This window comes from Paenibacillus alginolyticus DSM 5050 = NBRC 15375 (genome assembly GCF_000422905.1).
GTDB lineage: Bacteria > Bacillota > Bacilli > Paenibacillales > NBRC-103111 > Paenibacillus_E > Paenibacillus_E alginolyticus.
On sequence record NZ_AUGY01000151.1, the window covers coordinates 1 to 11,581 of the forward strand.

Genomic DNA, 11,581 nt, shown 5'->3' on the forward strand with positions numbered 1-11,581 from the left:
ATGTGTTGTTTGCGGAAACATATCCACCGGTGTCACCTCCGCGACGCCGTACCCGCCATCGACCAGCACGCGTAAGTCGCGCGCCAGTGTCGATGCACTGCACGACACATAGACGACGCGCCGCGGCTGCAGCTCGAGGATCGTCGCCAGCAGCGCCGGATCGCAGCCCTTGCGGGGCGGGTCCACCACGATCACGTCGGGTCGAACGCCTTGACGTGTCCACTCGGGGAGGACCACTTCTGCTGGACCTGCCTCGAAGTGCACGTTCGTCATGCCGTTTAACTCGGCATTCTTCCGTGCATCCGCGATCGCCTCCTCGACGATCTCGACGCCGTACACCTGTCCCGCCTTCTGTGCGAGGAACAGGGAAATCGTGCCGATGCCGCAGTAGGCATCGACCACCGTCTCGCCGCCTGTCAACGCGGCGTACTCCAGTGCCTTCCCGTACAAGACTTCCGTCTGGACGGGGTTTACTTGATAGAACGATCGCGCGGAAATTGCAAATTTCACATCGCCGATATAGTCATAGATGACTTCGCTGCCCCACAGGACGCGAGTCTCATCCCCAAAAATAACATTGGTCTGTTTCACATTAATGTTATGGCAAATGCTCTTCACGCCGGGCAGCGCGGCACGAATGCCAGCAACCCACTCGGCGACGCGAGGAATCTCCACACCATTGGTCACCAAAACGACCATGATCTCTCCCGTGCGGAAGCCGACTTTGACGACGACATGGCGAAGCAGTCCGTCATTACGCTCTTCATTATAAGCGCGAATACCAAGACGCGCGCCGATCTCTTTCACACGAGCAACGACTTCGTCGTTCGACTCATGTTGGATCAAACACTCATCCATATTGATGATGCGATGGCTTCCCTGCGCATAAAACCCGCCGATGAGGCCGCCCTGCTCTTCCCCAAAAGGAACCTGCGCCTTGTTCCGATACCGCCACGGATCAGTCATCCCCAGCGTTGGATGAACAACAATCCCTTCATCAGAAGCACCAGCATCAAGATGACCTAGTGTTGGCTCGCCCACCACCTGCAGCTTCCCAATCCGCTGCAAATTATCCACCACCTGTTGGCGCTTCACGCGAAGCTGCGCCTCATAACTTAGGTGCTGCAGCTGACAGCCGCCACATTCCTCATATATCCCACAATCCGGCTTAACCCGATCCGGACTAACTTCCAGCACTTCCACAAGCGCAGCATAACCATACTGCTTCTTCAAATGCCCCACCCGCACAAGCGCGCGCTCACCTGGCAGCGCACCAGCGACAAAAAGGGTAAAGCCGTTCACACGGCCTACCCCTTCGCCATCATGGCTGATCCCAATGATCTCAGCCTCATATTGCTGCCCAATCTGCACCGGCAGATCAGCCATCCAAGCCGGAGCCGCCTTCTGGGCGGAACTCCCTGCCCTTCCATAATTCCCTGTCTTTCCAGTCCTTTCAGGATTCCCTGCCGTCCCAAACTTCCCAGTTCCTCTATCTTTACCTGACACAGAGCCAGATTTACCTTTTGCTCTCATAAGAACCTCACTTTAATAAAAACCTAAAATTAAACAATAGCTCAATACCTTTATTAGCTAGAATGGTTGAATTACTCATGATCCCCATCCACATTCCCTCTCAACTGAAACGGCGTAGTCAACGTCTCTAACAGCGTCTTCTTATAAATCGACTGTCCCGATTGATCCACAATAATCTGCAAATGACTCTTCAAATTAGTCATCACACAAGGCAGCGTGCCCCCGAACTCCCCATCCAAATTCAACTGGACGTAGTCCGGCGAATTAATCTCAATATGATTCGTTTGGAAATAAATCAGATTCGGATCGCTCAGATGCTCACCGCGCAATGCGAGCGTAACGACTCTTATGAACTCCGCAAGATTACACTTGCGCAGAATCAGCACATCGAACAGCCCATCATTCATACTCGCTTCCGGAGCCAGCTTCTCGAAGCCGCCGACGGAATTGGAGTTGCCGACGAGGAACATCATGACTTCCTCATGAAGCTCCATTTCGCCTGCCTTGACGTACAATTCGATCGGCTTCAGCCTAGGCAGTTTCTCCAGTCCCTTCATATAATAGGCCAACTGGCCGATCATGGTCTTGAGCTTGCTCGGGACTTCGTACGTCAGCTCGGTCATCGAGCCGCCGCCGGCGATATTAATGAAGTAACGGTTGTTGATTTTGCCTACATCGATGTCGGTTGTGTACTGCTGCACGATCAGGTCGCAGGCGTACTCCAAATTCTTAGGAATGCCTAGCGCCCTGGCAAAATCGTTGGTCGTTCCCAGCGGCAAAATGCCAAGCGGGGGCCTGCCTTCCCTCTCGGCCATGCCGTTGACGACTTCGCACAGGGTACCGTCTCCACCCGCAGCGATGATTAGATCGAAGCCTCGGCTAACGGCTTGTGCCGCTGCCAGTGTGGCGTCGCCTTCACCGATGGTGGCGTGAGCGGATGTTTCGAAACCGCCGCGCTCTAAGCGCTGAAGGATTTCTGGCAAACGTTTTTTCATTTCTTCCCGGCCAGAAGTCGGATTATAGATCAGTCTTGCTCTTTTGACCATTGCGTCTCATCACCTGTTTCGCCTTCTGCGATTTCTGAAGCAATCTGCTTCTCGATCCATTTGGAAATTAGCGGACTAGGCAGCAGCGCCCGTCCATTGTACCGATATTCAAACCCTTCCATGCGGGAAGGGATGACTTGTGTCGTGAAATAGCCTTCACTTAGAAAAAGCGGCGCAACGACGACTGCGTGGTCAGGCTTCTTCTGGGCCCACCAGGTCATCTTCCGTTTCACTTGATCTGGCAAAAGCATAGCGACATCCGCCTCGTCGTAGCCGCCTAACGCTTTCAACCGCTCAGCGAGCAGCTCTAAGCCTTTGCGCCACTTGAGATGGAAGCCCTTCTCTTTACTTCCGTGACCGATGAGCAGGACGATTTCCTGACTTGGCGATTCGGAAAGCTCTTTGATTTTCGCATAAATAATCTCAGCAATAACGGGGTCGTCATCAATCGGTGATGTGAAATGAATGCGCGCCTTGATATCAAAAGGTTCCATATCTGTCTCGAGTAGTGGCTGTTCAATCACACCTAGGGCGTAGCTGATTTCATCAATATGTGTACTCCCAGAGGACACGAACAGTGGGATGACGATAATATCGGTCACGCCCTGAGCCTCTAAACTGTAAATACCATCTTGAATTAATCGGCCTTCCACCAGCTCCAGATAAGAAGCGTAGATCGGAACATTCATCGGCATCCTGACCGCAGACACGGCATCATCGACGAGCTGAACCCAGCCTTCATCCCGAGATCCATGGCTTATGACTAGCACACCATACACGCTCATTTTGTTTTCCCCACCCGTTCTAACCATGCCTATAATCCTATGCTAACGAATGTGTTCACACATGTCAATTGACCTGCAAATAAACAGGAAAAATCCCGCATTACGCAAGGTAACGCAGGATCTTGAATTCTTTTTCGAACAACCGACTTCATTAACGACCTAAACGATCCAGCGTCAGCACGTAGCCGTCGTTTCCGTAGTTCAGGCATCTTTTGACACGAGAAATGGTTGCTGTTGATGCGCCCGTCTCGGCTTCGATCTGGTTATACGTACAGCCCTTGCGCAGCATGCGAGCAACCTCAAGGCGTTGGGAAAGCGATTGAATCTCGTTCACTGTGCATAGGTCATCAAAAAAGACATAGCACTCTTCAATATCTTTGAGCGTCAGCACGGCTTCAAAAAGCTGGTCTATTGCTTTATCATTTAATTTTTTTAATTGCATAGGTTGTCAACTCCCGGTAGAAAAGCATGTTAGCTTATAAGATCAGTTTAAGCTCCTGTGTATCATTCGACACGCCATGTATAAATCCTTCCTTTAGGATTGCGAAACGGTAAAATTTCTATGCGTTAATGAGGTGAATTGTGACAATTAACTAGACCCGTGACATTCGTCCATACCAACGGTAGGCAATTGACATATCCTGTAGAAGACAAATCTGATATAAAGGATCGTGAATCCTAGTGAGCAATCAAAGACAAATCATTGGCAATGGCGGTAATCGTCCTGAAGTGTATACTAGAAGCCTCACTGTACCTCCGCAAATGGGTAATGGCGGCTTCGGGCAATATCCGGGCTTAGGCGGTGGCGGCAATCCGTTCGCACAAGGCGGAGGATTTCCTACTCCTTTCGAAGGAGGCGGTAATTTCTTCGGCGGCCCAAGCGGCGGTAATGCGGGTGGCGGATTTTTTGGCGGCGGCGGAGGTAACGCTGGCGGCGGATTGTTTGGTGGCGGCGGCGCGAACCCCAGCGGTGCTGGCGGTGGCGGCGGCGGTAATTTCCTCAGCAACCTCTTAGGCGGTGGCGGTGGTGGAGCTGGCGGGTCCTCGTCTAACCCGCTGAGCGGTTTGAATTTGAATCAAATCTCCGGCTTCGTTGAACGTATGGGTGGTATTGACGGCATTCTCGGCACAATGGGCAAAGTCCAGAAGTTCGTGAGCACCTTTAGACAAATGGCACCTATGATAAAAACCCTTATTGGAGCGATTGGCAAAGGCAAAGTGAATTCATCGGATGACTTGGATGAAATACTTAAACCCAAACGCAAACGTCGTAAGAAATCAGGCTCAAGCGCTAGAAGAAAAGGAGCACCCAAATCCGGCCCAACTACACGTAATCGCCGATAAAATTATCCTACACAGATCACTCTCAGGTCAACCTCTAGTCATTCGCAGCTCAAAATAATTCCAAAAAAGCGCACGAGAAAAGCCGCCTCGTCTTGGTTCTAAACCAAGCAGGGCGGCTTCTCTGCGCCTCTATGGCTATTCCATTTTCAACGTTGTACCCTCCGGTACGATCTGAATCCAGGTGTTGCCCGGCAGCAGCGGCACCTCCTTGCCACCCTCTGCATAGGCGCGCAGCATGCCATTTTTGCGTTCCCAAGTGATCTGCTGAGATTTGCCCTCTTGCAAGATGAGTCCTTTACCAGGTCCAAAAACATCCACCGTCCGACGCCCCTCTTTGTCCACAATCTTGTGCTTGCTCTCGAGTACGAGCAGATTTCGGGTTTGCAGCTGTTTGCCCGTCTCCTTGTCGAGATGCGGCTTGCCCTCCATGCTGCGCTTGTACACACCTTCGGCGGCATTGTATTCGTAGGAGACGAAATACCCTTGAATATACGGAATTTGAATATAATTCACGGCTGCGCCCGTAAGTTTACTTTGAGCATCCTTGGCAAAAGTGAGCAGCGGTCCGTTCCATTCGGAGCGGAATTTGCGCGCCTCGGCGCCCTGCTTCATTTTATCCATAGAGGTATAGAGATTATGGGGTGCTTTGCGATCGGTCGCGCGCCAATAGTAGGCGCCATCGCCGTACACCTCGTCAAGATGGGCCAGCTTGCGGCCTGCCATCATATCCATCGCTTCCTGACTCCAGCCAGCATGGACGATAACCGCATCGAGCGCGTCGCCGATCTCCACGAAATAAGGCCGGATGCTGCGCACGGGACCAATGGTCTTCGCTGCTTGACTCTGGAACACCGAGACGAATCTCGTAATCTCGCCCTCTGCGAGAATCTCATAGACGATGTCCGCTTGATCTAGGCCGGTTTGGGGCCTGGCTTGCGGGGCATTTTCGACCATGACCATGAAGGGCCGGCTCTTCACTTCTTTATCGGTGGGCAAACCCGTTAGCGGGAATTTGTACGGCTGCTCCGTCTCCACAGCTGTGACAGCAGGTTTGGTAGCTGGCGATGCGGCGGCGGACGTGGCTTCAGCGGTAATCGGGCTGGTCGATGGTAAGGAGGCAGGCGTATCGCTGCAACCGACAATGGCTATGACAGAGCATCCAAGGACGAGCCAGGCGCTAAGGTTTTTGGGACGGAATAAAGGTAATGATTTCAACAGGGCTGCACCTCTTCTCTTAATCGTTCTAGTAAATGTATATGCTAGTGATGCGATAGATAGAAGACATTTTGTGCTGTGGGTCAAAAGGTGGTTGGAGCCGCGACTGTGATTAGGTATAGTAGGGAGAGATGGATGATTTGTCGAATTACTTCTATACGCGTGATGGACTTGGTTGCTGGAATGCTCTCTTTTTGCGCGATGGCCGTGTTTTAAACTAGTTAATGCATTTTGTGCATCAAATTCTGCTCAAATCGGCGTTTTCAGTAGATTTGCTGCAAAAACTACAGCTAATTTATCCCTAACAAGTTGATTTGGCTAAAATGGGCCATTTTTGCTGCACTTTTTGCAGCTTCTACCTTATAGACGGTGTGACCACCGGAATTACATGCACTTTTTGCAGCTAATTCATCTATTCCCTACTCACCAAAAAGGAGGCTATTCCATGACCAAGCTCACCGATAACCAAGCCATCGTTTTGTTCGACGGGGTCTGTAATCTGTGCAGCGGTGCTGTTCAGTTCATCCTTCGGAACGACCCGAAGGGGATTTTCCGGTTTGCTTCCTTGCAATCGGATAGCGGCCAAAAGCTGCTCGAGCAGCACAACCTGCCGACGGATATGATCAGCACGATCGTCCTGATCGAGGGCGGCCGCTCCTATACCCGCTCGACCGCTGCGCTGCGCATTGCCCGGCGATTGCGTGGCGCTTGGCCCCTAGCGTATGCGGCCATCATCATTCCCGCTCCGCTTAGGAATCTGGGCTATGCCTTCGTGGCGCGCAACCGCTATCGCTGGTTCGGCAAAGCCGAGCACTGCATGCTGCCGAAGCCTGAGTTCAAGGCGCGGTTCCTGGATTAGCGATCGGGATGTATTCGCAGTCCGACTACGACTTCCTCATCCCGCCAAACATCCAACAGCACAAGCTCAGCGTGCCCATCTGAAAGCTATGATGCAGCAGCTTCGCCCTGCGTGCACTGTCCGCCGCACCTAGGGCAAGCAGCAAAGGCACAAAATGCTCCGGCGTCGGAACCGCCTCCCGCGCGTTAGGCGCTCTTTCATCATAGCGAACGAGCGCATCCAAGTTCCACGTCTCCAGCTGCTCCGCTAACCACTCATCGAATTCCACCGCCCACACCTGCGGCACAGGGTCATTCCGATCCAGCCTGCGCAAGTTGTGAACCGTCCCTCCACTGCCGAGGATGAGAACATCTTCTTCCCGCAAGGGGCCTAATGCTGCACCGATGCGATAATGCTCTTCCGCCGTCAAACGCGGATTCACAGAGAGCGCAACTACCGGTACTTGCGCATCCGGATACATAATATGCAGCGGTGCCCATGCCCCGTGGTCCAAGCCTCGCTCATCATCGAGCTCACAACGAATGCCCTCTTCCTGAAACAGCCGCTGTATATGTAAACTTAGCGTCAAATCCCCTTTTGCTCGGTACTTAATGTCATAAAGCTTTTCCGAAAAGCCCGAGAAATCATAGATCGTTTCGAGATGAATCGCCGAGCTAATCTTCTGCACGGGACTTTCCCAATGAGCGCTGAACAGCACGATGGCTTTGGGCGCAGGAATGCTCTTGGCCAGCTTCTGCAAAAACTCGGTGTAAGCATGCTGCTCAATCGCCAAACTCGGTGCTCCATGGGCAATGAAAAAAGATGGCAGCACGGCAGATCCCCCTTCTTCCTAAATGGTAACTTTTCACCAATATACTCTACATTATACGCCTTTGGGCACAAATAAAACCTGACCGATGGCCAGGTTCTTGTCTAAAGTTTACGTTTACGCATGGGGAACGAATTTCTCTTTGCTATCGCTCGCTGCCTCAAGTCATTGGTGTAAACCCAATCTTTCGTGCATAGGGGGTCCTTTGTAAGGGACTATTACTGTTCGTTGATGTACAACAAGCTATTGCGTGTAGCAGCTAATCCATTAGGGCTTCACCAACGTTCAAAGAGAACGATTATTCAGCGGCCCACAATAACTGCGAAAGTGCAGGTATTTTTACTAAAATCGTTTGAAAAGAGGAAAAGTCTGCTATTATGCAGGAATTTTATCTCTTCCATCCTGAAATTAAAAAAATGACCGTAAAAGCCTGCACAATTGCAGGAATGTACGAATAGGAGCTATTCGAAGAAAAAAGCCTGCACAATTGCAGGCTTACCACAACCACAGTTACTTCTTATCATTAAGCCGTTGACAGGGGCTAATCTTCGCTGACCCCAAAACCCCAAACATATAAATTCAAAATAAAACCGCTCTGATAGGGGCAGCTCATCGGCTTTTCAGAAAATGCTCAATCCCGTCGGCGATACCTTGGGCCAGCTTCTTCTGATACTCCGCTTCGGACATCAGCTCATCTTCTTCCGGGTTGGTCATGAAGCCAAGCTCGACCAGCACGACTGGCACTTTGGACCAATTGAAGCCTGATAAGTCGCTGCGTGCTGACAGTCCTCTTCCAGCTGTATCAGTCGCAGCCTTCAGATGCTCTAGAATCAAGCCTGCTGCTTGATGGCTTTCTGCTGCGATGGGCTTCACCGCTGCGGTGGAAGTCGACGGGTACAACACCGAAAACCCTTTGGTTTTCGGTGAACTATCACCATCCGCATGAATGCGCACAGCCAGCGCTGCTCCAGCTTCGTTGGCCATATCCGCACGCTGCTTGTTGCTGATATCGACATCATGCGACTCGCGGGTCATCGCAACCTCGATGCCACGGCGGACCAGCTCGTCCTTGATCAACAGGGATACCTCCAGATTGAGGACATATTCCGGTTTTTTCGTCCGTACGCCGACTGTGCCGGAGCTGACCTTTGGCTTGGTTTCCCGCGAATCCGGGCCCACCGACTCAGGAGCATTATTCCCATAACGCTGATGTCCGGGATCCAGCATGACGAGCTTTCCCTTTTGAGGCGTGGCAGCAGTTTTAGAAGCCACGGACTCTGTTCTAGGCTTTGCAATAGACTTAATTGCGGCCTCTGATGTAGCCTTTGCAATAGTCTCTGTTCCAGCCCCTGCTGCAGCCTTAGCTATAGTCTCTGTTCCAGCTCCAGCCCCCTGCAATGAATCAGCGACAGAACTTCCCGCCACCGGCTGCATGGTCGCGCTACTCGTAACCGCAGGTGTTTCCTTATTTACTATAGGCGATTCCTGCAGTATAGCCTGTCTGTCCAATACTTGTGGCGTACAACCAGCCGCGACCAGTACGCAGACTATCCATATCGCAACAATCATGAAAGTCATCCACGGCCTCCGGTTTTTTCCTGCTTTCAAGGTTCTCCGCCTTTTCATTTTTTTGCTACCTTCACGGTTCTCCGCCTTTCATGTTGTCGCTTGCCCGATGCATGAAACAACCATCTCCTGCCAAAACTATCCTCCATATAAACAAAATAGAAGGAGGTACTCACATGAATACTTTCTGGAGCTTCATTTCTCACCACTGGTTATCGATTGCTTTAATCGTCGGTGTACTGCTTGCCTTATGGTCCGTTTACAAGCATAGGGACAAGCTTCTTAGAAACACCGATGACAACTAACTTCGGACAGTAGAATCTTATTTATTATACCTTAAATACTTTGACAACCTCTTGGAGCTCGTCAGCCATTTTGGACAACGATTGGGAAGCTGCGCTAACTTCTTCCATGGAAGCAAGCTGCTGCTCAGCAGCTGCGGCTATGCTGTGTGTGTTCTCTAGCGATTTACTGGAAATGGTACACATTTGCTCGACAACCTCAACCATATGTTTCGAATCGGATTGAATGAAGACAGCCGATTGAGACACTTCTTTCACATGTCCAAAAACATCCTCCACCGCTTGGAGAATAGCCAGAAATGCCGCCTTCGCACTTTCGCTCATTAAGGTTCCATCATTGACTGCTTGAGTACCCTTATTCATGGAATCTACTGCACTGTTGATCTCCGATTGGATGTCACCGATTAAGCTCCGAATACGATCCGCTGCTGTCGCGGATTGTTCGGCCAGCTTGCGAACTTCGGTCGCAACGACGGCGAAGCCCTTACCGTGCTCGCCAGCCCGCGCTGCTTCAATCGAGGCATTGAGCGCTAACAAGTTCGTCTGACTGGATAAAGATGTAATCAACGTGATCATTTCCCCGATTTGCAGCGATTTCCCGCTCAGCTCATCTACAATCATGGACGATTGCTCCATGTTGCGATGAATGAGCTTCATTTGCTCCGTTACCTCGCTTACGGCTCTGTTCCCTTTTTCAGCTGTCTCGGCTGTTTTCTCAGTCGAAACATTTACTTTCTTAACGCCGTCAACAATCGAGACAAGCCGCTTGGCGATGTCGGTAACCGTCTTTTTCGACGTATCATTCATATGACTTTGCTCATCGGCGCTTGAAGCGACTTGTTGGATCGAATCTGCAATCTGCTCCGTTGCTCTCGAAGTTTCCTCTGCGCTTGCCGATAATTGCTCGGACATAGAAGCAACTGTGTGCGTGTGCATCGAAATAGAACCAAGCATCGTACGAAGCCTCTGAATCATTTCATTGAAGGAATGCCCCATTTGCCCTAATTCGTCACTCGTTTTCACTTCCATTTGCTGCGTTAAATCACCTTCCGCGATGCGACCTGCCATCATTTTGGCTCTACGTATTTGGTTAATGAGGTATCGACTGAATAAAATAATCACAAGCACCATAATAACCAGCGCAATCAGGCCGCCTATGCCCAAAGAAATAACAAGCTTCTGCAGAGGCTCTAGCAGCTCTTTCTCTGGCATAACGAGCGCAATCGTCCAGCCGGTTTCCGGTATTTTTTGATAATAAATGCGATTAATTCCCTTGTCATCTGTGATGGTGGACTGGCCATTTGGCTGTGAAAGCAGCGTTGGCGCCAGCGCGCTTATAGACGGGTTCGGGTCCTTATCCATACTGACCTTCATTACCTTGGACTTATCCGGCAAAGCTAGATAGTTCCCTTTGGCATCGACCAAGAACGCCCACCCCGTGCGGCCTACCTTCGTTTCTTCAACAAGCTTTTGCAAGCGAGCAAGGTTAAAATCACCGGTGACTACAGCGAGAAACTGCTTTTTTTGATCATAAACGGGCACACTCGCCGTCACCATGGTGACTTTCGTCGGTTCGTCATAGTAAGGATCGGAATACGCAAATGTTTGCTTCGTGTCCTGAGCCAATTTGTACCAATCCCAATGCGGATAATCGTAATCGGCCGTGTTATAGTCTTGCGTTAAGTTAATTTTGTCCCCTTCTCGGAACGCATAACTAGAAAAATATTTCGTTTTGGCATTGTATTTGAAAGGTTCGAAGAAAATTCCTAAACCAAATGTATCTTCACTTGTAGTCAAATCATTACTTAGCCTGAAATATTCATAGCTCTTATCTAATATGATTTAATATCAATAGTAACAAGGGATTACGGCCATTTTTCATCTCTCTTAAAAAGTGAAAGAAAAAATGGAAAAAGAGCCCTTACTTTGGTAGTGTTGATGGTGACCAAACACAACAAAACTACTAAGGAGGCTCTTCTTTGACAAGTTTACAAGAGTATGGCATGAACTTCAACCCCCGAATGAGAATCAATTTTGAAGGCGGTGATCTGACCTCAGACGCCGGCCTGCTACTATATAAAGAATTCGATCACAAACTTGGTCTTTCTCAGACCATCAAGCAA

At 50.4% G+C, this 11,581-nt stretch carries 13 protein-coding genes; 5 read left to right on the forward strand and 8 right to left on the reverse strand.

The genetic code is table 11. The features are described from left to right. The 4 genes from rlmD to G519_RS0135900 form a co-directional block, all read right to left on the reverse strand. The coding region (gene rlmD / locus G519_RS46250) for a 23S rRNA (uracil(1939)-C(5))-methyltransferase RlmD (protein WP_244280335.1) at window positions 1–1,386 on the reverse strand (1,386 nt) is incomplete at its 3' end. A gap of 218 nt (window positions 1,387–1,604) precedes the next feature. After that, window positions 1,605–2,579 (reverse strand): diacylglycerol kinase, encoded by a 975-nt coding sequence (locus tag G519_RS0135890; protein ID WP_029198697.1) that lies wholly within the window; start codon window positions 2,577–2,579, stop codon window positions 1,605–1,607. Further along, a complete protein-coding gene (locus tag G519_RS46255) occupies window positions 2,558–3,364 on the reverse strand; it encodes a sirohydrochlorin chelatase (protein WP_051254000.1) in 807 nt (268 codons plus the stop codon). The genes G519_RS0135890 and G519_RS46255 overlap by 22 nt, the downstream gene beginning before the upstream one ends. Before the next feature lie 151 nt (window positions 3,365–3,515). Continuing rightward, a complete protein-coding gene (locus tag G519_RS0135900) occupies window positions 3,516–3,806 on the reverse strand; it encodes a YerC/YecD family TrpR-related protein (RefSeq protein ID WP_029198698.1) in 291 nt (96 codons plus the stop codon). 239 nt (window positions 3,807–4,045) lie between these two features. On the opposite strand from G519_RS0135900, the gene G519_RS48195 reads away from it, so the two are divergent. Beyond that, entirely contained in the window at window positions 4,046–4,708 is a 663-nt protein-coding gene (locus G519_RS48195; protein ID WP_051254002.1) for a hypothetical protein, read from the forward strand. A 135-nt stretch (window positions 4,709–4,843) separates the two neighbouring features. Here G519_RS48195 and G519_RS46270 read toward each other — a convergent pair whose 3' ends face one another. Beyond that, the gene (locus G519_RS46270; RefSeq protein ID WP_154669654.1) at window positions 4,844–5,668 is read right to left on the reverse strand and encodes a DUF3048 domain-containing protein; all 825 of its coding nucleotides are present in this window, start codon (window positions 5,666–5,668) and stop codon (window positions 4,844–4,846) included. Here G519_RS46270 and G519_RS52700 point away from each other — a divergent pair. Together G519_RS52700 and G519_RS0135915 are read left to right on the forward strand one after the other, a co-directional pair. Then, the gene (locus G519_RS52700; protein WP_154669655.1) at window positions 5,661–6,035 is read left to right on the forward strand and encodes a hypothetical protein; all 375 of its coding nucleotides are present in this window, start codon (window positions 5,661–5,663) and stop codon (window positions 6,033–6,035) included. The two genes, G519_RS46270 and G519_RS52700, sit on opposite strands and share 8 nt — an antisense overlap. 333 nt (window positions 6,036–6,368) lie before the next feature. Beyond that, on the forward strand, window positions 6,369–6,782 hold the full coding sequence (locus G519_RS0135915; RefSeq protein ID WP_029198699.1) for a thiol-disulfide oxidoreductase DCC family protein: 414 nt from the start codon (window positions 6,369–6,371) through the stop codon (window positions 6,780–6,782). A gap of 25 nt (window positions 6,783–6,807) precedes the next feature. Here the strand turns inward: G519_RS0135915 and G519_RS0135920 are convergent, their stop codons facing one another. Beyond that, window positions 6,808–7,593 carry a DODA-type extradiol aromatic ring-opening family dioxygenase gene (locus tag G519_RS0135920; RefSeq protein ID WP_029198700.1) on the reverse strand — a complete coding sequence of 262 codons (786 nt, stop codon included), beginning with the start codon at window positions 7,591–7,593 and terminating at the stop codon, window positions 6,808–6,810. Window positions 7,594–8,199: 606 nt separating this feature from the next. Next, window positions 8,200–9,168, reverse strand: coding sequence for an N-acetylmuramoyl-L-alanine amidase family protein (locus tag G519_RS48200; RefSeq protein WP_051254005.1), 969 nt, complete (start codon window positions 9,166–9,168; stop codon window positions 8,200–8,202). A gap of 164 nt (window positions 9,169–9,332) precedes the next feature. On the opposite strand from G519_RS48200, the gene G519_RS53175 reads away from it, so the two are divergent. Continuing rightward, complete coding sequence (locus G519_RS53175; RefSeq protein ID WP_268633809.1) at window positions 9,333–9,461, forward strand: hypothetical protein; 129 nt, start codon at window positions 9,333–9,335, stop codon at window positions 9,459–9,461. A 24-nt stretch (window positions 9,462–9,485) separates the two neighbouring features. Here the strand turns inward: G519_RS53175 and G519_RS46275 are convergent, their stop codons facing one another. Further along, complete coding sequence (locus tag G519_RS46275; protein WP_051254007.1) at window positions 9,486–11,255, reverse strand: methyl-accepting chemotaxis protein; 1,770 nt, start codon at window positions 11,253–11,255, stop codon at window positions 9,486–9,488. Window positions 11,256–11,461: 206 nt separating this feature from the next. Here G519_RS46275 and G519_RS50870 point away from each other — a divergent pair. Further along, a partial coding sequence (locus G519_RS50870; protein ID WP_208860928.1) for a transposase occupies window positions 11,462–11,581 on the forward strand: 120 nt, incomplete at its 3' end.